At 65.8% G+C, this 21,012-nt stretch carries 18 protein-coding genes; 5 read left to right on the plus strand and 13 right to left on the minus strand.

The window, feature by feature from the left end:
- Positions 1-25: 25 nt before the first annotated feature.
- A complete protein-coding gene (locus tag FIU89_RS00200) occupies positions 26-784 on the plus strand; it encodes an integrase core domain-containing protein (protein ID WP_172977975.1) in 759 nt (252 codons plus the stop codon).
- A gap of 74 nt (positions 785-858) precedes the next feature.
- Here the strand turns inward: FIU89_RS00200 and FIU89_RS00205 are convergent, their stop codons facing one another.
- From FIU89_RS00205 to FIU89_RS22750, 7 genes are all read right to left on the minus strand, one after another.
- Complete coding sequence (locus tag FIU89_RS00205; RefSeq protein WP_152494346.1) at positions 859-2,316, minus strand: Do family serine endopeptidase; 1,458 nt, start codon at positions 2,314-2,316, stop codon at positions 859-861.
- A 195-nt stretch (positions 2,317-2,511) separates the two neighbouring features.
- A complete protein-coding gene (locus FIU89_RS00210) occupies positions 2,512-2,706 on the minus strand; it encodes a DUF2065 domain-containing protein (RefSeq protein WP_152494347.1) in 195 nt (64 codons plus the stop codon).
- Positions 2,706-3,833, minus strand: coding sequence for a protease modulator HflC (gene hflC, locus FIU89_RS00215; protein WP_152490738.1), 1,128 nt, complete (start codon positions 3,831-3,833; stop codon positions 2,706-2,708). Before hflC ends, FIU89_RS00210 begins: the two co-directional genes overlap by 1 nt.
- Positions 3,833-5,011, minus strand: coding sequence for an FtsH protease activity modulator HflK (gene hflK / locus FIU89_RS00220; RefSeq protein ID WP_152490739.1), 1,179 nt, complete (start codon positions 5,009-5,011; stop codon positions 3,833-3,835). The genes hflC and hflK overlap by 1 nt, the downstream gene beginning before the upstream one ends.
- A 72-nt stretch (positions 5,012-5,083) precedes the next feature.
- On the minus strand, positions 5,084-6,538 hold the full coding sequence (locus FIU89_RS00225; RefSeq protein WP_152490740.1) for an FAD-dependent oxidoreductase: 1,455 nt from the start codon (positions 6,536-6,538) through the stop codon (positions 5,084-5,086).
- Between the two features lie 13 nt (positions 6,539-6,551).
- Positions 6,552-7,340, minus strand: a complete 789-nt coding sequence (rpiA, locus tag FIU89_RS00230; protein WP_152490741.1) for a ribose-5-phosphate isomerase RpiA — start codon at positions 7,338-7,340, stop codon at positions 6,552-6,554.
- Positions 7,341-7,448: 108 nt separating this feature from the next.
- Entirely contained in the window at positions 7,449-7,577 is a 129-nt protein-coding gene (locus tag FIU89_RS22750; protein WP_302848999.1) for a hypothetical protein, read from the minus strand.
- A 198-nt stretch (positions 7,578-7,775) separates the two neighbouring features.
- Here FIU89_RS22750 and FIU89_RS00235 point away from each other — a divergent pair, with 198 nt between their 5' ends.
- Both FIU89_RS00235 and FIU89_RS00240 read left to right on the plus strand, forming a co-directional pair.
- The gene (locus FIU89_RS00235; protein WP_152490742.1) at positions 7,776-9,149 is read left to right on the plus strand and encodes an L-serine ammonia-lyase; all 1,374 of its coding nucleotides are present in this window, start codon (positions 7,776-7,778) and stop codon (positions 9,147-9,149) included.
- A 6-nt stretch (positions 9,150-9,155) separates the two neighbouring features.
- Positions 9,156-10,070 carry a DMT family transporter gene (locus FIU89_RS00240; RefSeq protein ID WP_152490743.1) on the plus strand — a complete coding sequence of 305 codons (915 nt, stop codon included), beginning with the start codon at positions 9,156-9,158 and terminating at the stop codon, positions 10,068-10,070.
- A 3-nt stretch (positions 10,071-10,073) separates the two neighbouring features.
- Here FIU89_RS00240 and FIU89_RS00245 read toward each other — a convergent pair whose 3' ends face one another.
- On the minus strand, positions 10,074-10,748 hold the full coding sequence (locus FIU89_RS00245) for a thiamine diphosphokinase (RefSeq protein WP_152490744.1): 675 nt from the start codon (positions 10,746-10,748) through the stop codon (positions 10,074-10,076).
- Positions 10,749-10,896: 148 nt separating this feature from the next.
- On the opposite strand from FIU89_RS00245, the gene FIU89_RS00250 reads away from it, so the two are divergent.
- A complete protein-coding gene (locus FIU89_RS00250; RefSeq protein ID WP_152490745.1) occupies positions 10,897-13,746 on the plus strand; it encodes a hypothetical protein in 2,850 nt (949 codons plus the stop codon).
- A gap of 53 nt (positions 13,747-13,799) precedes the next feature.
- Here the strand turns inward: FIU89_RS00250 and FIU89_RS00255 are convergent, their stop codons facing one another.
- From FIU89_RS00255 to FIU89_RS00275, 5 genes are all read right to left on the minus strand, one after another.
- On the minus strand, positions 13,800-14,795 hold the full coding sequence (locus FIU89_RS00255) for a helix-turn-helix domain-containing protein (protein WP_152490746.1): 996 nt from the start codon (positions 14,793-14,795) through the stop codon (positions 13,800-13,802).
- Between the two features lie 62 nt (positions 14,796-14,857).
- On the minus strand, positions 14,858-15,424 hold the full coding sequence (locus FIU89_RS00260; protein ID WP_152490747.1) for a sarcosine oxidase subunit gamma: 567 nt from the start codon (positions 15,422-15,424) through the stop codon (positions 14,858-14,860).
- Positions 15,417-18,365, minus strand: coding sequence for a sarcosine oxidase subunit alpha family protein (locus tag FIU89_RS00265; RefSeq protein ID WP_152490748.1), 2,949 nt, complete (start codon positions 18,363-18,365; stop codon positions 15,417-15,419). The genes FIU89_RS00260 and FIU89_RS00265 overlap by 8 nt, the downstream gene beginning before the upstream one ends.
- Entirely contained in the window at positions 18,362-18,649 is a 288-nt protein-coding gene (locus tag FIU89_RS00270; RefSeq protein WP_152490749.1) for a sarcosine oxidase subunit delta, read from the minus strand. The genes FIU89_RS00265 and FIU89_RS00270 overlap by 4 nt, the downstream gene beginning before the upstream one ends.
- Before the next feature lie 13 nt (positions 18,650-18,662).
- Entirely contained in the window at positions 18,663-19,913 is a 1,251-nt protein-coding gene (locus FIU89_RS00275; protein ID WP_152490750.1) for a sarcosine oxidase subunit beta family protein, read from the minus strand.
- A gap of 85 nt (positions 19,914-19,998) precedes the next feature.
- On the opposite strand from FIU89_RS00275, the gene FIU89_RS22755 reads away from it, so the two are divergent.
- A complete protein-coding gene (locus tag FIU89_RS22755; RefSeq protein ID WP_254702881.1) occupies positions 19,999-20,958 on the plus strand; it encodes a GlxA family transcriptional regulator in 960 nt (319 codons plus the stop codon).
- Positions 20,959-21,012: the final 54 nt, after the last annotated feature.

The following is a 21,012-nucleotide window of genomic DNA, read 5'->3' on the forward strand; positions in this document are numbered from 1 at the left end:
AAACTCCAGCCGAGGACCCCGAAGGGTGAACAACCCACATCAAGGTGCACGTCTCACTGTTCATAGTCGAGAGCTTGTCGTCGCCCGCCATGCCGCAGGTCGGCCCGCCCGACAGATCGCCGAGCGCCTCGATCCGGCCCGCTCGACCGTCGCGCGGTGGCTGGCCCGTCATGGTGTCGGACGACGCGCGGCGCTCGATCCGCCGCCACGCGTCCGGCGCTATCAGCGGGAGAGGCCGGGCGAACTGATCCATATCGACATCAAGAAGCCGGGTCGCTTCGACCGGTCGGGCCATCGCGTCACGGGGTCACGGACGAAGGGATCGAGCCGCGGCGCGGGCTGGGACCTTGTCCATGTCGCCGTCGATGACGCGACCCGGCTGGCCTATGTCGAGGTCCTGCCCGACGAGCGCAAGGGGAGCGCCACAGCCTTTTTGGGCCGCGAGCGGGCCTGGCTCGCCGCGCGCGGCATCAGGGTCGAACGGATGAGGACCGACCTCGGGCCATGCTACCGATCGCGCCTCTTCCGCCAGGTCCTCGACGCACACACCATCCGCCACATCCGGACCCGGCTCTACACGCCCAAAACCAACGGCAAGGCAGAGCGCTTCATCCAGACCCTCATCCGCGACTGGGCCTTTGGGGCGACCTACGCCTCCTCCGCTGCGCGCAACTCTGACCTGCAGCGATGGCTTGACTGGTTCAACCTTCGAAGACCACACTCAGCCCTCAATGGCCAAGCTCCGACAATGGCTCTGAACAACCTTATGAGAAGTCACAGCTAGCCAAGCAGAGAGGCCAACGTGAAACGGGCGCCCCGAGGGAGCGCCCGTTTTTCTTGTTCGATCACCTGCCGGTGTTACTGCGGGTCTTCCTCTTCCGCGTCCAGAGACAGGGCGACGAAGCGCGGTTCGCCGGCGCGGCGGACGAGCAGCAGGATCGACTTGCGGCCCGCCTCGCGCGCATCCGCGATCCGGTCTTCCAGATCGGAGATGCTGGACAGCTTCTGCTGCCCGGCCTCGGTGATGACGTCACCGGCGCGCATACCCTTTTCGTAGGCTTCCGACAGATTGTCGATATCCGCCACGACGAGCCCGGAGGCGTTGTCGTCCAGCTCCAGCTGGCTGCGGAGTTCGTCGTCGAGCTGCGACAGGGTGAGGCCGAGGATTTCGACCTCGGACGGTGCCTCGGATTCGCCGGGCTGGGCCGCTGGCACGACGCCTTCGGCGGCTTCGCGGCGGCCAAGCGTCACGCGCAGGGTCTGGGTCTTGCCATCGCGGAAGACCACGACGCGCACGGTCTTGCCGACGGAGGTGTTGCCGACCCGGCGGACGAGGCCGCGGGTGTCTTCGACATCGTAGCCGTCGAACTGCATGATCACGTCGCCCGATTCCATGCCGGCCTCGGCGGCGGGACCTTCGGGGACATCCGTAACCAGGGCGCCGGCCACTTTTTCAAGGCCCATCGCCTCGGCCACGTCATCGGTCACGTCCTGGATGCGCACGCCGAGCCAGCCGCGGCGGGTTTCGCCGAATTCCTGCAACTGATCGACCACGCGGGTGACGACGTTCGAGGCCATCGAGAAGCCGATGCCGATCGAGCCGCCATTGGGCGACAGGATCGCGGTGTTCACGCCGACGACCTGGCCGTCGAGGTTGAAGAGCGGGCCGCCCGAGTTGCCGCGGTTGATGGCGGCGTCGGTCTGGATGTAGTCGTCATAGGTGCCGCTGAGCTCGCGGTTGCGGGCCGAAACGATCCCGGCGGACACCGAGAAGCCCTGGCCGAGCGGGTTGCCCATGGCAATGACCCAGTCGCCCACGCGGGCGGTGTCGCTGTCGGCGAAGCTGACGAACGGCAGCGGCTCGTCGGCGTCGACCTTGAGCAGGGCGATGTCGGTCTTGGGGTCTGTGCCGATCACGTTTGCCGTGAGTTCCTTGCCCGAGAAGAACTCGATGATGATCTCGTCGGCGGTTTCGATCACGTGGTTGTTGGTGACTATGTAGCCGTCTTCGGAGATGACGAAGCCTGAGCCAAGCGCGGAGGTGCGACGGGGCCGGTCGCCTTCGCCGTTGTTGTTCCGGTCCTGGAAGTCACGAAAGAAGTCCTCGAACGGCGAGCCTTCGGGGACGATGGGGGACGGCCCCGTGCCCTGGGCCACGACGGTGGACGTCGTGATGTTGACCACGGCCGGGCTGACCTTTTGCGCGAGGTCGGCAAAGCTTTCGGGGCGGGCGCTGGCGCTGATCGCCTGGGCGATGACGAGGGCCATCGCCAGCGCCGTGAGCCAGATCGCGCGGATCGCCGCGGGCGGTGTCATGGGTTGAGAGAGAGTTTGTGCTTTCACGCGAGACCACTCCTTGATCGGTATTTGAAATTCGAAGGGCCTGCCGCAGCCATGCGCGGGCAGACTGTCCTGAAGACTATTTAGGCGCGCTGGGCGAGAACGCAAAATTCACAACACGATGTCACGCCCATGTGAACGTTTTGTTGACGATGACGCAAGCGCCTTGGGTCATGCGCCCAGCATTTTGGCGCACCAGATCAGCACGACCCCGAAGGCCAGTGCCACGAGGCCGACCAGGCGCCGCTGGTCCTGTGGCATCGCGCGCAGGGCGGCCAGCATCTGTTCCACAAGCGAAGGGGCCAGTGCGTACACCAGCCCCTCGACAATCAGCACGAGCCCGAAGGCCAGGAAGATCGTTGCGATCAATTGGTCACGTCCTCGTTGACCGGGTTATCCTGTTCGGCCTCCTCGGCTTCGGTTTCTGCCTCTTCGTCGGCCTCCTCGGCGGCTTGCTCGCTGGCCTCTTCCTCGGCGGCCTCGGCCTCTTGCTGGGCCGCGTCCTCTTCGAGGCGCTGGCGCTCGCTTTCGGGCAGGTCCGGCGAGATTTCCGTCTCGGGCGCCATTTCGCGCAGGCGGTCGATGTCGATCTCCTCGAGCGCGACCTCGCCCAGGCCATCGGCGCGCACGGCGTCGAACATCTGGCCGAGGAATTCGCTGTTCGGCGAGAAGACGAGGGTGGAGTTCTGCTCGTTCATCGAGCGTTCGAGGGCGGCAAGCGAGCGGTAGAAGGCGAAGAACTCGGGATTGTTGCCGAAGGCCTCGGCGTAGATCCGGTTGCGCTCGGCGTCGGCCTCACCGCGGGTGATCTCGGCCTCGCGTTCGGCGTTCGACACGGTTTCCACCACGGTGCGGTCGGCGGCGGCGCGCACCCGTTGGGCGGCCTCGTTACCGCGGGCGATCTCGTCGGCGGCTTCGCGTTCGCGCTCGGCCCGCATCCGGGCGAAGGTGGCGTCGAGGTTCTGCTGCGGCAGGTTGGTCTGCTTCAGCCGGACGTCGACGATTTCGAGCCCCAGGCCGGCCGCGCTGGCGCGGGCCTGTTCGAGGATGCGCACCGCGAGGTCGCGCCGCTGCGGCGACAGGATGGTGTCGGACGTCACCTGGTCGGCACCGAGAACCTCGCGGATCTGGGCGTTGAGGACCGAGGCGAGCCGGTCTTCGGCGACGCGGGTGCCGCCGATGCCGACGGCCTGCCGGAACTGGACCACGTCGGCGATGCGGTAGCGGGTGAAGGCGTCGACCACCAGGCGGCGGTCATCGGAGGGCGTGACCTCGATCGCGTCGGTGTCGAGCGACAGGATACGGCGGTCATAGCGCACGACCTCCTGGATGATCGGGATCTTCACGCCGAGGCCGGGCTCGTCCACGACCTTCTTGATCTGGCCGAATTGCAGCACGAGCGCCTTTTCGCGTTCGTCCACGATGTAGAGCGAGGACAGGATGCCGATGATGGCAACGGCGAGGACGGGAAGTAGCAGAGCGGATTTACGCATCAGTTCGATCCTCCGTTGCCGGTCTGGTTCGAGCGGCGCAACTGGTCAAGGGGCAGGTAGGGCAGCACGCCCTCGCCCGAGGCCCCGCTGGATTCGTCGAGCAGGATCTTGTCCATCTTGCCCAGCGTGCGTTCCACCGTTTCGAGGTAGAGACGGCGCTGCGTCACCTCGGGGGCTTCGTTGAATTCCTGGGCCACGGCGATGAAGCGGCTGGCCTCACCGATGGCTTCGTTCACCACGCGGGCGCGGTAGCCTTCGGCCTGTTCGAGCACCTGCGCGGCCTCGCCGCGGGCCTCGGCCAGAACGCGGTTGGCGTAGGCGTCGGCCTGACGCTGGAGGCGGTCGCGTTCCTGTTCGGCGGCCTGCACCTCGCGGAAGGCGTCGATCACCTCGCGCGGGGGGTCGGCGGTGTCGAGGTTGACCCGGACGATGTTGATGCCGCTGTCGTATTCGTCGAGCGTGGACTGGATGTTTTCCCGCGCGGTGTCGGCGATGATGCCCCGGTCGCGGTTGAGGATCGGCGCGAGGTTCGTCGCCGCGATGATCTCGCGCATGACGGCCTCGGACACGGCCTGCACGGTCAGCTGCGGGTCACGGATGTTGAACAAAAGCTTGGCGGGATCGTTGATGTTCCAGACGACCTGAAAGTCGATGTCGACGATGTTGGCGTCGGTGGTCAGCATCAGGCCGTCGCCGCCCGAAGCGCTGCCGCGCCCGCTGCCGATATTCTCGGTCCGCTCGGAGGTGACGTTCACGACCTCGGCGGTCACGAGGGGCCACGGCGCGAAGTTCAGGCCGGGATCGCCGGTGGAATAGTACTTGCCGAGAAAGAGCTCGACCGACTGTTCCTCGGGCTTGACGGTGTAGAAGCTGGCAGCCCCCCAGAGCGCGACCGCAATCAGGGCGCCGATCACGATGGTGCCGCGCCCGAAGCCGGGGCCGCCGCCGCCATCGCCGCCGCCGACACCGTTGCCGCGGCCCTTGCCGCCGCGCCCGCCCATCAGGACGCGCAGTTGATCCTGTCCACGGCGGACCAGTTCGTCGATTTCCGGAATCTGCGACCCGCCTTCGGGGGGCCGTCGGTTGTCATTGCCGCGGTTGCCGCGATCATCGTCGTCGCCACCGCCACGGTTGCCACCGCCGCCGCCGCCCCAGGGGCCGCCAGAATGTCCAGCCATGTAATCTCTTCCCTTCATCCTATCGCGCAGAGCGCCATCCCTGTGTCATAACTGTGCACAACAGTCAAAAATTCAACCTGTCCGCATCGGGTCGCGCATCGTCACGATCTCTTCCGACATGGTCGGGTGCACGGCCACGGTGCGGTCGAAATCCGCCTTGGTCGCGCCCATCTTGATCGCCACGCCGGCCAGCTGGATCATTTCGCCCGCGCCCGGTGCGACGATGTGGCATCCCAGGACCCTGTCCGTATCCTTGGAGACGACCAGCTTCATCAGCACGCGGTAGGGCTGACCGGCGAAGGCGGTGCGCATGGGGCGGAACGAGGTGCAGTAGACATGCACCGGCTCCTGCTCGCGGGCCTCGTCCTCGGTCAGGCCGACCGTGCCGAATTCGGGTTGGGTAAACACCGCCGAGGGGATCAGCTTGTGATCGACCGGCGTCGGGTTGTCCTTGAACACGGTTTCCACGAAAGCCATGCCTTCGCGGATGGCGACGGGCGTCAGGTTGACCCGGTTGGTCACGTCGCCGATGGCATAGACCGAGGGCACGGCGGTCTGGCTGTAGTCGTCGACGACGATCTCGCCGCCGCGCCCGAGTTCGATGCCGATCTCCTCCAGCCCCATGTCCTGAGTGTTGGGCGCGCGGCCGGTGGCGAAGAGAACCTTGTCGAAGACCGCTTCCTTGCCGTTGGTCGCCTTGACCCAGATCGGGCCGTCGTGGCGCTCGGGAATGTCGTGCGATTCGGGCTCGTTCGCGGGGGCACCCATGGAGGCGTCGGACGAGGTGAGCGCGCCGCTGACGCTGTGATCCTCGGAGGCGGGCGCCATGTCGACGATATTGGTGCCGAAATGCAGGTCGATGCCCTTTTCGCTCATGCCTTCGGCGATGATGCCGCGGGCCTCTTCGTCGAAGCCGCGCAGGATCTGGGCGCCGCGGTAGTAGAGCGTGACGTCGACACCCAGACCGGCCATGACGCAGGCGAATTCACAGGCGATATAGCCGCCGCCGACGATCAGCATGGATTTCGGCAGCGCGTCCAGGTGAAACAGGTCGTCGGAGACGATGCCGAGATGCGCGTTCGGGATCTCGGGGCGGACGGGATGGCCGCCGGTGGCGACGAGGATGTGTTTCGCGGTGACCTCTTCGCCGGTGGACAGGGTGACGGTGTTGGCGTCCTTCAGCTGCGCGCGGGCGTCGTACATGGTGACGCCGGAATTGCTGAGCAGGCTGCGATAGACGCCCTCGAGACGGTCCAGTTCGCCGTGCAGGCGGTCGCGGAAGCCGCACCAGTCGAAGTCGCCCAGCGACATGTCCCAGCCATAGGCCCGCGCCTCGTCGGGCAGGTTGGAAAACTCGGAGGCGAAGACCATCAGCTTTTTCGGCACGCAGCCGCGGATGACGCAGGTGCCGCCATAGCGGTCTTCCTCGGCCAGGGCGACCTTGGCCCCGGTGGCGCTGGCAACGCGGGCGGCGCGCACCCCGCCGGAGCCGCCGCCGATCACGAATAGGTCGTAGTCATAGGCCATATGGGCGGGCCTTTCAGTCTTGCAGGTCGGAAAAGAGGTTGTCGGTCTCGACGAAATCGAGCCGGTCCTCGGCGACGGTGCCTTCGTTGATGTCACGCGTTTCGACCCGGCCATCGCCGTAGCCGAGGATCACCACATCGCAGATGTCGATGAAAAGGCCGTTCTCGACCACGCCGGGCATCTGGTTCAGGACCATGGAAAGCTGGTGGGCGTTGCCGATGCGGCCCAAGTGAAGGTCGAGGATGTAATTGCCCTCGTCGGTGACGAAGGGGCTGTCGCCGTTCATGCGCAGGGTGGCGTCGCGGCCGAGAACGTCCATCGAGATCAGCAACTCCTCGATCAGCGACTTGGTGGTCTGCCAGCCGAAGGGAATGACCTCTACGGGCAGGGGGAAGGCGCCGAGTTTCTCGACCTCCTTGCCGACATCGGCGATGACGATCATCTGGTCCGAGGCGGTGGCCACGATCTTTTCCTGCAACAGCGCGCCGCCGCCGCCCTTGATGAGGTTGAGATTGCCGTCGAATTCATCGGCGCCGTCGATGGTGACGTCGATCCAGCGGGCCTCGTCGAGGCTGATGACCTCGATGCCGACCTCGCGGGCGAGTTCGGCCGTGCGGGTGGAGGTGGGGATGCCGCGAATCTTGAGGCCGTCTTCGCGCACGAGCTCGCCGAGGCAGCGCACCATCCAGGCGGCGGTGGAGCCGGTGCCGAGGCCCACGCGCATTCCGTCCTCGATATAGTCGACGGACCGCTTTGCGGCCACGAACTTGGCCTTGTCGATCGGTGACAGCTCTCCGGTCATGCGCATCTCTCCACCTGGCGGGTTTCGTCGCCCGGTTTATAGGGAGTTTGCGCGGCAGGGGCGAGGGGTCATTTCACCCCCGCCCGCAAGAGACATTAGTTAGTGCGTCTACTGCGCCCTGATTCCGGCAAGGTCGGGAGATACGACGGAGGGGAGGGTCGTGCCGCTTGTCGTGTTGCCGCCGAAAAAAACGATGACTCCCGCCGCCAGAAGAAGAATGAAACCAGTGGTCTGCATCTGCGTGCTCCTTATCTGAAGATAACTTGCGAACCGGCAATGTGTTCCACCTTGGCGCGAGTCGGTTAAGCTAGTGTGAATCGGAGCCGGGTTTTGGCGTGGACCGTCGCGTCGAAGTCGTTTTTGCACGACGTCTTTGACCCGTGACCGCATAGAGATTACTTGGGCAGCGACGGTGAATGCCGTAGGTAAGGGCGCATGTTTCTTTCAGTCTTCGATATGTTCAAAGTGGGCGTCGGCCCATCCTCCTCTCACACGATGGGGCCGATGGTGGCCGCCGCGCGGTTCCTGGACGCGATGCGCGACTCGCCGTTCGAGTTTCACGGGGTGCGCGGCACCCTGCACGGCTCTTTGGCCTTTACCGGGGTCGGCCACGCGACGGACCGGGCGACGATCCTCGGCCTGGCGGGGTTCCGGCCCGAAGACTACGACGCCGAAAAGGCCGAAGCGGTGCTGGAGCAGATCCGCGACAGCCACACCGTGACGCCGCCGGGCCTGCCGGAGTTGCAGTTCAACCCGAAGGAAGACCTGCAGTTCGATTTCGGGCCCAACCTGCCCGGCCATGCCAACGGGATGATCCTGATGGCCACCGACAAGCAGGGCGACGTGATCCTGCAGGAGACCTATTATTCGGTCGGGGGCGGTTTCGTGCTGACGGCCGACGAGCTGGCGGCGGGCAAGGACACGGACGATGGCGCGCCGGTGCCCTATCCGTTCAAGAGTGCCGCCGAAATGCTGGAGATGGCCGAGACCAGCGGCAAGACCATCGCGGAGATGAAGAAGGCCAACGAGATTTCGCGCGGCGGGTCCGAGAACCTGCGCAGCGGCGTGGCACGAATCTGGCAGGTCATGAACGATTGCATCGAGCGGGGGCTGGCGAATGACGGCATCCTGCCCGGCGGCTTGCAGGTGCGGCGCCGGTCAAAGGCGATTCACGAGGCGCTGATCGCCGAGCGGGGCACGAACCTGAACGCCCCGCACAAGATAAACGACTGGATCAGCATCTATGCCATGGCCGTCAACGAGGAGAACGCCGCCGGCGGGCAGGTGGTGACCGCGCCCACCAATGGCGCGGCGGGTGTCGTGCCTGCGGTCATCAAGTATTGGCTGGACCACGTGCCGGGCGCCAACGAACGCGATATCGAGACCTTCCTGCTGACCGCGGCGGCCATCGGCGGGCTGGTCAAGTTCAACGCCTCGATCAGCGGCGCCGAGGCGGGATGCCAGGCCGAGGTCGGCAGCGCCTCCGCCATGGGGGCGGCGGGGCTGGCCGCGGTGCTGGGCGGCACGCCGGCGCAGATCGAGAATGCCGCCGAGATCGCGCTGGAGCATCACCTGGGCATGACCTGCGACCCGGTGAAGGGTCTGGTGCAGGTGCCCTGCATCGAGCGCAACGGCCTGGGGGCGATCAAGGCGGTCAGCGCGGCAAGCCTCGCGTTGCGCGGAGACGGCGTCCACCTCGTGCCGCTGGATGCGTGCATCGAGACCATGCGCCAGACCGGCGCGGACATGAGCGAGCGTTACAAGGAAACCTCGCTCGGAGGCCTGGCTGTCAACGTTCCGAACTGCTGACCGGCCATGCAGGACAACAAGGGCACGATCTCGCTCGGCATTCTGCTGATGGTCGGGTTTTCCCTGATCGCGCCGGCGATGGATGCCTCGGCCAAGCTGATCGGCGACGCGCTGGCCGTGGGACAGATCGTGGCGGCGCGATTCGGCGTGCAGGCGGCGATCCTGCTGCCGCTGGCCCTGCTGCTGGGATGGCTGCACAGGCCGGGCGGGCGCGAGGCGGCGCTGCACCTGGTGCGCGGCGGTCTGATCCTGCTGGCGACGGCCTGTTTCTTTCAGGCATTGCGTTTCATGCCGATTGCGGATGCCATCGCCATCTTCTTCGTGGAGCCGTTCATCCTGACACTTCTGGGCGGTGTCTTCCTGGGCGAACCGATCGGACCGCGGCGTTACGCGGCCTGCGCGGTGGGCTTCGTCGGGGCGCTCTTCGTGATACAGCCCAGTTTCAGCGATGTCGGCTTGGCCGCGCTCTTGCCGCTGGTGACGGCGGTGTGCTTTGCCTTCTACATGATACTGACCCGGCGGATGGCGGCGTCGATGCACCCGATCTCGATGCAGGCCTATACCGGGCTGGCCGCGCTGGTCCTGATCCTGCCGCCCCTGTGGGCGTTCGATGGCAGCGGTGTCGCGGCGCTGGATCCGTCCTGGCCGGAACAGCGCGAACTGATGTTGCTGGCGGCGGTCGGGCTGATCGCGACGGCCAGCCATGTCTGCATCAGTTTCGCGCTGAAGCTGGCCCCGGCCTCGGTTCTGGCCCCGGTTCAATACCTCGAGATCGTCGGCGCGACCGTCCTGGGATACGTGATATTCGGGGACCTGCCCGATGCGCTGACGTTTTTCGGGATCGCGCTGATCGTGTCGGCAGGACTGTACGTGTTCTTCCGGGAGCGGCGGCTGGAACGGCGCCCGATGCCGGCCCCCTGACGCTCAGGCCGTGGCCCACCTGGAGGCGCTGTGCGTGAGCGCCTCGGCGGCGGCCTCGAACGCGGAGGCGGGCAGGATGATCAGCATCTTCGGCGCCGTGACCTGCAGGGAAATCGGCCCGGTGGCCACGTTCGACGTGCCGACGCGCCCATCCGGCGTGAAGGTCAGGCCCGCGATCGGCCATTGAAGACCGTCGGAGATGCCCTCGACGACGCCAAGCGGAAAGAGCGAGACCGGCGTGCCGGGATCGAGATCCAGGGCGAAGGAGGGAGGCGCGAGAAACGCGATATCCGCGTCGCCCAGAAGGATGCAGCGCTGGCGGGGATACCTGACGAGGGCGTTGAGGTTGGCCAGGTGATGGTCGATCCGCCGCCCGGTGAAGCCCACGCCCAGGATGAGAGGGGCCTCGATGTTGCGCAGGCATTTTTCGAAATCGGTGCTGTCCTGTTCCGTGATATGGTGCAGTATATCCTCGGGCAGACCGGCGCGGGTTTCCGCGCTGATCGAATCGAAATCCCCGATCACCGCCGCGGGATCGAGGCCCGCCCGGCGCGCCAGGTCGGCACCGCCATCCGCCGCGACGACGCAGTCGCCGATCGCCACGGCGCGCGCGAGGTCGGAATCGGACAGTTTGCTGCCGCCGATGAGAGTAATGGGTTGCGGACGGTGAACAATCACGGTGAATTCCCGTTATTAATGCCTATTTTGGAAACAAGACACATTCTGGCCTCGAAATGATACGGTAAAACTCTAAGAATCGGACCGCTTTCGTCGCGGGCATCATGGTAAAAATTATGATTGCAGGCAAAGTAGGGCGAGCAAAAAGATGGTAAGTACAAGCAAAATTCTGACCGTATCCTACGGCACGTTCTCGTGCACGTTGGAAGGTTTCGATGATTCGTTCGATACCATGAAGGCGATTGCAGAGTATTTCCGCGACCTGGCTGCCGATGATCGGTATTTCGGGGCCGAGCCGCCGACGCCGGATGCCGAGATGCTGGCGCGCATTGCCGAACGCGAGATTTCGCGCCGCGTCGAGGCGCGCGAGGACCAGGGGAAAATCCATCTGCGCGCCGACGAGGGGCGCGGGGCCGCCGAGGCCCTGACCCATGCCGCGCCCGTGGCTGCGCCTGCCGAACCGCACACGCCCGAAGAGCACACGCCCGAAGAGACTGTTGCCGCGGAAGAGCCCGCCGCGCCCGAGGAGGCCGAAGCGCCGACGCAAGAGGCGGAGGCCGAGACGCCGGCGACCGTGGCCGAGGTGGCCGGACCGGCTGCCGGTGCCGGCGACATCGGGACACCGGACCCGGTGATGGAACGTGCTCTGGATGGTGGGGACGCGCCCGAGAGCGTCGGACAGGACAGTGAATTCGAGCCAGAAAAGGAAGAGGCCGCCGTGATCGGGGCAGAGGCCGGGGGCGATGACCAGGAGTCGCCGGAGGCTTCACGGCGCTCGGACGACGAGACTCCGGACGAAGACACGCCGGACGAAGATGGCGCGGCGACATCCGGCGGCGCTCTCGCCCCCGATGCCCATGCCGGGATCGAGATCACCGACCAGGCGATTGCCGGTCTCGCTTCGGACGAGGCCGAAGACGCGGTCGATACCGCCTCTGACATGTCCGAGCCGCAGCAGGACGACGCCGACGAAGCAGAGGCGCCGCAAGATGCCGATATAGAGGCGTTTGTCGCGGACGCGGCGGCGGCGGAGGACGACGCGGTGGCGCAGGAGGCGTCTCAGCCGGCAACGGGCGAGGCGGAGGACGCAACGCTTGTGCCGCAGGCTCTCGGTGCAGATGAAGACGCCGGAACCGCTGTCGACCCGCAGCCGGTTGCGTCCGTGCAAGCGGTATCGGCGGACAGTGTTGCCGAGAAGCTGCGCCGGATCCGATCGGTCGTGTCGCAGAGCGACCTGGACTATGAAGTCTCGGAATACAGCGAAGACGAACATGCAGGCGCGGTGATGAACCGCTCTGCCGACGCGCTGGACGCCCTGTTGAACGAGAGTTTCGAAGACACGGACGACGCGGAGGACGCGGATATCGCGGCGTTTGCGGCCCCCGTCGCGGAAGACGAGGACGCCGCGTTCGAATCGGATGATGTCGAGGAGGCTGACCTCGAAGAGACCGGGTCGGACGAGGACACGCTCGGTGCGGTGATGGCCGGTCTCGAGCCCTTGCCGGACGAGACCGATGCGTCGATCCCGGACGCGCCCGTCGGGAAAGCGCCCGTTGTCGCGCAGGAGCGGGCCGATGCGACCGAGGCGGAGGACGACGAGGACGATTTCGGCACCGCTGCCACGGTTGACGAGGACACGCTGGCCCAGCTTCTTGCGGATGCGATGCCGGCGGACGCCGCGCGTTCGGAGGTGCCGGACATTGCGGCGGATCTGGACGGGGATTTTACCGAAGACCTTGAGGACGACGATGCGTCGGACTCTCTCTTCTCGGACCTGGACGGTGCCTTGGATGCCGAGGACGAGACCGACGCGGACCATGCGGAAACGCCTTTCGTGCTGGGCAAGGAGGCCCGCGTGGCGGACACGGACGGGCCCGAGGCGGCGCAGCGTCCGATGAATGCACGTGTGCTGAAAATGAAGCGCACGGAGTTCGAGGCGGCGATTGCGCAAGGCGTGATCGAAGAAGAGGACGACCTCGAAGACGAGATGGGCGCGCTTGGGGACGAGGCCGTGCTCAGCCCCGAGGAGGAAGCGGATCTACAGCGCGAGCTGGCCAAGGTCGAGGCGGAACTGGCGGACCAGGGCACCCGGAAGGCGGACGATGAGATTTTGGACGCCGAGGATGCGGCGTTCGAGGCAGAGGATGACGACACGTCCGAAGCGCATGCCGATGATGATGGCGACGTCCAACGCCCGATTGCCGCGGTGGCGGTGGATGACAGTAACGCGCCGGAGGCCGAGGTTCGGCAGGGTGCCGACGCCCTGGGCACGGAGGAGATCGGCGAGGACGATCCGTCGCAAACGCAGAGCCGGGGCCTGTCGCGACTGCTTGGAATAGGCAAACGCGCGCCCGAGGATGAAACGCGGCTCTTCAAAGAGACCGACAGCCAGATGGGCGACAAGGATGCCAGCATGCGGCGCACCGCGATCCAGCATCTGCGGGCTGCCGTGGCCGCGACCAAGGCAGAGAAAATCGCCGGCGTGGATGTCGATCAGGGCGTGGACGACGCGCCTTACCGCTCGGACCTGGCCGAAGTCGTGCGCCCGCGCCGGCCGAATGCACCATCGGCCTCTTCCAGGTCAGCACGTCCGAACGAGGAGCGTCCCGCGCCGCTGAAACTTGTTGCCGAGCAGCGCGTCGATACCGAACGGGCGCCGGTGCGGCCGCGGCGCGTGTCCTCGATACACGCAAACGTGTCTTCGTCTGACGACGGCGGTTTTACCGCCTTTGCGGAGGAGATGGGCGCGACCAGACTGTCCGAGCTGCTGGAGGCCGCGGCGGCGTATATGTCCGATGTCGAAGGCCACTCCGAATTCACGCGCCCGATGTTGATGGGCAAACTGAAGGAAGCGAAGAACGGCAATTACAGCCGCGAGGATGGCCTGCGCTCGTTCGGCCAGCTGTTGCGCGAAGGCAAGCTGCGCAAGGTGCAGGGGGGCCGGTTCTCGGCCACGGAAGAGACCGAGTTTCGCGCCCAGGCCCGCAACGTCGGCTGACATGTGGCGGCAGACCTGAAAAGCCCCGGTCGTGTGCCGGGGCTTTTGCCGTTTCAGTGAATTCCGCTGAACGCCTGGCGTCGCACGTCGCAGGGCGCCTGGCCGTACTTTCGTTGAAACCAGCGCTTCATCAGCGTGACGTTGGAAAATCCGCAGGCAAGGGCAACCTCGCCCAACGGCAAGGCGGTCTGCATCATCAGGTCGTTGGCCCGGTCAAGCCGCAGGTCACGGTATACCTTCAAGGGCGAACGGCCAAGTTTCTCGGAAAAGCCGCGCTCCAGTTTTCGCGCGGAAATCCCAATTATTTCAGCAATTTGAGCAACGCTCAGCGTATCTTCGATATGGTCTTCCATGATCTGAAGCGCATCCGTTATCACGTCGCAGCCCTGCGCCAGGCGCTGCATCCGCCAGCGCTCGCCAGACCCGGCGGCGGGTTGGGTGCCGGTCTCTTGCAGGCCGAGGTCGCAGGCCAGTGCGACTTCGGTGAACTTGCCCTCGCGGGCGCCGATCAACTCGACCATCATCCGCATGGCGGCGGCAGGCCCCGTGGCACTGCTGAGCGCCTTGTGATGGCAGGTGGTGTCGTCATGCATCTCGACATTGGCGCAGCTTTCCTGAACGCCGGCGCGAAAGGCGGAATGCACCGAAACGCGCTTGGCCCCCAGGACTCCGGCGGCCAGCGGCACGAAGACGGCGCCGCCGACGACGCAGACCCGCGCCGCGTTGCGGATGGCCGCCCGCAGCGGCGACAGGTCGGACTTGGCGGGGCGCCAGGGCTGATCGGTTCCGCCGACCAGGACGAGCACCTGGTGCGGAGCGCAGAGGGTCATGTCGCGGCAGGCCCGCCGGGTCGCGTCGATCAGTGACCAGCTGTAGATGTCCTGGCCGAGAATCCGGTTGGCGCGTCGCAGGACGTGTATGCAGGTTTCGGCGACGAAGGCGTTGGAGGCCTCCTGGACAACGAAAACGAAGGTGTCCGACAAGCTGCGCTGGTCGCGCAGCGGGCGCGGATCGGGGGTGCCGAGGGGATCGAGGTTTGAAAGGTACATGTCTTGTCTGACTTTCCCTGTTGCGAACGGATCCCTGAATTCCGTGCTTGGTGATCTTGCCTTTAGGTTACGTTGAGGAGCGAGGTCTCTACCGCGTGCAGGAAGGACCCTGCAGAGGAGGATGCGGAGAGGAGGAGATAGGCGTCGGGGCCGGTGCGGAGGATCAGCACGCCCAGGTGCTCCATGACCGTGCGCGCGGCGGCGCCTTCGGCAAAGGCATCGGGGTGCAGGTCGATCGGGCAGATGCGTTCCAGCGCGGTGCGGGCCAGCGGGCCGTCGAGCATGAGGCCGGACCAGACATCGGTCTGGTCGGTGGTGTAGGCCGCGCCGTTGAGCAGGCCTTGCACATACGGTTCGGCATCGGGCGTCGCGCGGGTGAAGATCGCGAAGGCCTGGTCGGGGCCAAGCCGCACCAGGCGGGTGTCGTCCTTGCCCATGACCGACTGGCCCGGCGCGGGCAGGTCGGCGTCGAAGGCGAATCTGATCGCTTTCAGCGCCGCGTCCTCGGCCCCGAGGGGCAGGGCGATGGACACGATCGCCAGGTTGGCGGGCGCGTGAAGCCGCGTGTCGCCGAAGCCGTGGTCAAAGCCCTTGAGGGGCGGTTCCGAGGTGAGGGTGAAATCAGCCACGCAGACGCTCTCCTTCAGGGTCGACGAAATGGGCCGAAACGATTTCGACCTCCATCTCGGTGCCGTGCACGGGGCTGACCGCGCGGACGATTTCGCCCATGCGCTCGTGCCCGCTCTTGAGGAAGCCCAAGCCGATATGGTGGCCGAGGTTGGGTGAATAGGCCACCGAAGTCATCCAGCCCTGGTCGTGCTCCATGTCGGCGGGGGCATGTTTGTTGAGAAAATGCGAGCCGGCGATCAGTTTCCTGTCGCGGTCGACGGGGCGGAAGCCGACCAGCCGCACGGCATCTTCGCGGATCAGTTCGGGGCGTTGCGCCAGGACCTGACCAATGCATTCCTTCTTCTGGCTGACCATCTTGCCCAGCCCGATATTGTGGGCTGTGGTCTGGCCGTTCAGCTCGTTGCCGGTGCAGTGGCCTTTCTCGATGCGCATGACGCCCAGTGCCTCGGTTCCATACGGTGCCGCATCGAACTCCTTGCCGGCCTCGTTCAGCACCGCCATCATCGAGTTGCCGTATCGGGCGGGCACGGCGATTTCATAGGCCATTTCGCCCGAGAACGAGATCCGGAAGAGCCGCGCGGGCGTGCCGCCGCAGACGGTGATCTGACCGCAGGCCATGAAGGGGAACGCCTCGTTCGAGATGTCGTGTTCGGCGTCGATCACCTTGCGCAGAAGGTCGCGGGATTTCGGCCCGGCGACGGCGAACTGCGCCCAGCCGTCGGTGGTGGAGATCAGGTGCACGTCCATGTCGGGCCAGAGGCACTGGCGTGCGAATTCGAGCCGGCGGAAGACCGTGACCGCGTTGGCGGTAGTGGTGGTCATCACGTAGTGGTTTTCGCCCATCCGCGCGGTGGTGCCGTCGTCGTAACAGATGCCGTCCTCGCGCAGCATCAGGCCATAGCGGACCCGGCCGACCTTGAGGGTCGAGAAGGTGTTGGCATAGACCTTGTCGAGGAAGGCGCCGGCATCCTTGCCCTGGATGTCGATCTTGCCCAACGTGGTGACGTCGCAGATGCCGACACTCGTGCGGGCCGTGAGCGCCTCGCGGTCGACGGAATCGCGCCAGCCCTTCTCGCCCGGACGCGTGTACCATTCGGCCCGCAGCCAGTTGCCCACGGTGACGAAGCTGGCGCCGTTCTCCTCGGCCCATTTGTGGCTGGGGGTCAGGCGGTAGGGGCGGAAATCCTTGCCGCGCGCGCGCCCGGCCAGCGCGCCGATGGGCACGGGCGTGTAGGGCGGGCGGAAGATGGTGGTGCCGACCTCGGGGATGGTCTTGCCGCGCTCCTCGGCCAGGATCGCGAGGCCGGCAATGTTCGACGTCTTGCCCTGGTCGGTGGCCATGCCCATCGTGGTGTAGCGCTTGAGCAGTTCGACCGAGCGGAAACCCTCGGTATTGGCGAGCTTGATGTCCTTGACGGTGACGTCGTTCTGCAGGTCGACCCAGGCGCGGTGCTTGCTTTGTTTGACGTGCCAAAAGGCGGCGGTCTCGCGCGGCTCATCCTCGGCTTTCGGCAGGTCGGCGGCGGTGGCCTTGATCCCGATCGCGTCGAGCTGTGTGGTCGCCTGAGCCTGTCCTTCAGCCAATGCGGCGGCGAGGGTCATGGACCCGTTCGCGGCCCCGGCAACGACCATTCCGACGGGCAAATCGCCGCCCGGTACAAAGGCGCAGAGGTCGTCGCGCCATGTGGGGCGGCCGCGCTGGTGGCAGGTGAGGTGGACGTTGGGGTTCCAGCCGCCGGACACGGCCAGCGCATCGACGGGAATGACCTTGCCATTGGTCAGGGTGATCGACTTCACGCCTTTGCGCCCGATGGTGTTCATCACCGCCTCGCCCGCGACGTGGCGCACGCCGGGCAGGTCGATGGGGGCGGGCTTGTCACGGCTGTCGACCACGACGGGAACCTCGATGCCCTTGGCGATCAGGTCGGCGGCGGTGCGCCAGCCGTCATCGTTGTTGGTGAAGACGGCGACGTGTTTGCCGGGCGTGGCGGCGTAGCGGTTGGCATAGCTGCGCACGGCGCTCGCCAGCATGATGCCGGGCCGGTCGTTGTTGCCGAAGGCGATGGGACGCTCGGTGGCGCCTGCAGCCAGAACGGCCCGCTTGGAATAGATGCGCCACAGGACCTGCCGGGGCTTGCCGCCGCCATCGGAAAGGTGATCGGTGCAGCGCTCGAGCGCGCCGTAGATGCCGTGATCGTAGGCACCATAGACAGTGGTGCGCGGCATGAGGCGGACGTTGTCCATCGACCCCAACTCAGCGGCGGTCTGCGCCGCCCAGTCTGTGCCGGACATCCCGCCCAGTTCCAGCGTCTCGGAGTTGAGGCGCCCGCCGGCGCGGAAATCCTCGTCGGCGAGGATCACGCGGGCACCGGCGCGCGCGGCGGTCAGCGCCGCCATCAGGCCCGAGGGACCCGCGCCAATGACCAGCAGGTCGCAATGCAGGAAACCCTTGTCGTAGGTGTCGGGGTCGTCCTTCATCGACAGGCGGCCAAGGCCGGCAGCGGAGCGGATGATCGGCTCGTAAAGCTTTTCCCAGAACGCCTTGGGCCACATGAAGGTCTTGTAGTAGAAACCCGCCGACAGGAAAGGCGAGAAGAAGTCGTTGACCGCCAGGAGGTCGTATTCCAGCGAGCCGCGATGGTTCTGCGAGGTGGCGTTGAGGCCATCGAAGAGCTCGACCATCGTGGCGCGTGTGTTCGGCTCCTGGTAGGCGCCGTCGCGCAGGTGGACCAGCGCGTTGGGTTCCTCTGAGCCGTCGGTGAACACGCCGCGCGGGCGGTGATACTTGAACGAGCGGCCCACCAACAGCTGGCCATTGGCGAGAAGCGCTGAGGCGAGTGTGTCGCCCGGGTGCCCGCGGAACCACTTGTCGTTGAAGCGGAACTTGATCTCTTTCGAGCGGTCGATCAGACCGCCCTTGATACGGTTCTCTCCGGTCATTTGCCGCGCCCCCGTTTGCGTGCCACGTCGCGGGCCAGTTCGACCGCCGTGATCTCGTGGGTCAGGGTGTTGCGTGTGACCACCAGCCAGGAGCGGTCGCCCTGTTCGTGATACCAAAGCTCCTGGTGCTGGCCTGCGGGGTTGTCGCGCAGGTAGCCATAGCTGTGGAATTTCTCCATCGCGTCGTCGGCCTGCCAGTCGGGTCGGTCGATGAGGCAGGCATCGCCGAGATAGACGAATTCGGCGGCGTCGCGCGGGCCCAGAAGGGGATGGTCGATGATCATGTCTTTCTGCCCCTCAGTGCAGGTTGGGCTGGTTGCCCATGCCTTTTTCGTCGATCAGGTTGCCGGTCATGAACCTATCCAGCCGCATCTGCGTGGCGGTGGGGTGCGGTTCGTCCTTGGCCAGCAGGTGGGCATAGCAGAAGCCCGAGGCGGGCGTGGCCTTGAACCCGCCATAGCACCAGCCGCCGTTGAAATAGAGACCGTCGATATGGGTTTTGTCGATGAAGGGCGAGCCATCCATCGACATGTCCATGATGCCGCCCCAAGACCGAAGCAGGCGGGCGCGGCCGATCATCGGCATGATGGCCATGCCGCCTTCGCAGACGTCCTCGACCACCGGCAGGTTGCCGCGCTGCGCGTAGGTGTTGTAGCCGTCGATGTCGCCGCCGAAGACCAGACCGCCCTTGTCGGACTGGCTGACGTAGAAATGGCCGGCGCCGAAGGTGATCACGCCGGGGAGAGTCGGCTTGAGCCCCTCGGACACGAACGCCTGCAACACGTGGCTTTCAATGGGCAGGCGCATACCGGCCATCGCGGCCACACGGCCGGAGGACCCGGCAACGCACATCGCCACTTTCTTGGCACGGATCGGGCCGCGCGAGGTCTCGACCCCGAGGCAGCGGCCATTCTCGATCTGAAAGCCCGTGACCTCGCAGTTCTGGATGATGTCGACGCCGCGGCTGTCGGCGCCGCGGGCATAGCCCCAGGCGACGGCGTCGTGCCGGGCGGTGCCGCCGCGGCGCTGGAACAGGCCCCCCTTGATGGGGAAGCGGGCGTTGTCATAGTCGAGGAACGGCAGTTCCTTCTTCAGCTGCGCGGCATCGACCAGTTCGGCATCGGCGCCGGCAAGGAACATCGCGTTCGCGCGCCGCACGAAGGCATCGCGCTGGCCATCGGTGTGGAGGAGGTTCAGGATCGAACGCTGCGAGACCATCGAGTTGTAGTTCGTGTCCTGTTCGAGGTTTTCCCACAGCTTCATCGAGAACTCGTAGAACGGCTCGTTTCCGGGCAGCAGGTAGTTGGAGCGGATGATCGTGGTGTTGCGCCCGATATTGCCCGACCCCAGCCAGCCCTTTTCAAGGACGGCGACATTGGTCAGGCCGAATTCCTTGGCGAGGTAATAGGCCGTCGAGAGGCCATGCCCGCCGCCGCCGATGATGACGATGTCGTACTCCGCCTTGGGCTCGGGCTCGCGCCAGGCGCGTGTCCAACCCTTGTTGCCGGTCAGGCCTTCCCAGAGGACCTTGAACCCACTGTAGCGCATAAGATGATTCCCACGATTGCTGGCACCCAGTGTGCGGCAATCCAGACGAATGGACTTTTCCAGAACAGACGGATATTTTTCTATTATGGACAATATTGGTTCAAATCCGGCCACCTCGCGGCGCGTCGGGATCTTGCCGATCCCGGGCTTTGCGATGATGTCCTTCGCGGCGCTGACCGAACCGATGCGGGCGGCGAACCTGTTGGCGCGGCGTGAGCTGTACGAGGTCGTGACCGTCGGTTCGGACATGCAGCCGATCCAGAGTTCCGGGGCGGGCATGGTCGCGCCGCTTGTCGAGGTGGGCGAGACGGACGCGTTCGATTACCTGTTCGTCATCGCGGGTGGGGACCCCACGCTTTACGATGATCGCGCTGTCTTGAACTGGCTGGCGCGGCTGGCCCGGGCCGGGGTGCCGCTGGGCGGTGTCTCGGGCGGGCCGATCATCCTGGCGCGGGCAGGGCTGATGAACGGGCGGCGCATGACGGTGCACTGGGAACATGCCGCGGCGCTGGCGGAAATCTCGCCCAGCCTGGTGCTGGAACGTTCGCTTTACGTGATCGACCGGGACCGGGTGACCTGTGCGGGCGGCACCGCGCCGATGGACCTGATGCACGCGCTGATCACGCAGCACCATGGCGCGCATTTCGCGCGGCTGGTCAGCGACTGGTTCATGCATACCGAGATTCGCCCCTCGGCCGGGCCGCAGCGGTCGGGGTTGGTCGAGCGGGTGGGCACGACGGTGCCGGCGGTGCTGGACGCGGTGGAGGCGATGGAGGCAAACGTGGCCGATCCGCTGGAACTGTCGCGGCTGGCGCAAGTGGCGGGGTTGTCGCCCCGGCAGCTGAACCGGCTGTTCCACGACAAGCTGGGGCGGTCGGTGATGCGGTATTACCGCGAATTGCGACTGGAGAAGGCGCAGAGCCTCTTGCGAAACTCGCCGCTGAGCCTGACCGAGATCGCGCTGGCCACGGGCTTTGCCAGTTCGGCGCATTTTTCGCGCGCCTACAGTGCGCGGTTCGGGCAGCCGCCCTCGGCCTATCGGTAGGTTTGCGTCAGGCGGCGTTCGGTTTGCGCAGTATGGCTTGTCTTGCCCGTGTGC

It is taken from the genome of Roseovarius sp. THAF27, from assembly GCF_009363655.1.
Taxonomy (GTDB): domain Bacteria; phylum Pseudomonadota; class Alphaproteobacteria; order Rhodobacterales; family Rhodobacteraceae; genus Roseovarius.

Bases quoted from the DNA above. Each gene is read 5' to 3' on its own strand.
- FIU89_RS00205 (WP_152494346.1), bottom strand. From the start codon at position 2,316: ATGACACCGCCCGCGGCGATCCGCGCGATCTGGCTCACGGCGCTGGCG.
- hflC (WP_152490738.1), bottom strand. From the start codon at position 3,833: ATGCGTAAATCCGCTCTGCTACTTCCCGTCCTCGCCGTTGCCATCATC.
- hflK (WP_152490739.1), bottom strand. From the start codon at position 5,011: ATGGCTGGACATTCTGGCGGCCCCTGGGGCGGCGGCGGCGGTGGCAAC.
- FIU89_RS00225 (WP_152490740.1), bottom strand. From the start codon at position 6,538: ATGGCCTATGACTACGACCTATTCGTGATCGGCGGCGGCTCCGGCGGG.
- rpiA (WP_152490741.1), bottom strand. From the start codon at position 7,340: ATGACCGGAGAGCTGTCACCGATCGACAAGGCCAAGTTCGTGGCCGCA.
- FIU89_RS22750 (WP_302848999.1), bottom strand. From the start codon at position 7,577: ATGCAGACCACTGGTTTCATTCTTCTTCTGGCGGCGGGAGTCATCGTT.
- FIU89_RS00235 (WP_152490742.1), top strand. From the start codon at position 7,776: ATGTTTCTTTCAGTCTTCGATATGTTCAAAGTGGGCGTCGGCCCATCC.
- FIU89_RS00240 (WP_152490743.1), top strand. From the start codon at position 9,156: ATGCAGGACAACAAGGGCACGATCTCGCTCGGCATTCTGCTGATGGTC.
- FIU89_RS00250 (WP_152490745.1), top strand. From the start codon at position 10,897: ATGGTAAGTACAAGCAAAATTCTGACCGTATCCTACGGCACGTTCTCG.
- FIU89_RS00255 (WP_152490746.1), bottom strand. From the start codon at position 14,795: ATGTACCTTTCAAACCTCGATCCCCTCGGCACCCCCGATCCGCGCCCG.
- FIU89_RS00265 (WP_152490748.1), bottom strand. From the start codon at position 18,365: ATGACCGGAGAGAACCGTATCAAGGGCGGTCTGATCGACCGCTCGAAA.
- FIU89_RS00270 (WP_152490749.1), bottom strand. From the start codon at position 18,649: ATGATCATCGACCATCCCCTTCTGGGCCCGCGCGACGCCGCCGAATTC.
- FIU89_RS00275 (WP_152490750.1), bottom strand. From the start codon at position 19,913: ATGCGCTACAGTGGGTTCAAGGTCCTCTGGGAAGGCCTGACCGGCAAC.
- FIU89_RS22755 (WP_254702881.1), top strand. From the start codon at position 19,999: ATGGACAATATTGGTTCAAATCCGGCCACCTCGCGGCGCGTCGGGATC.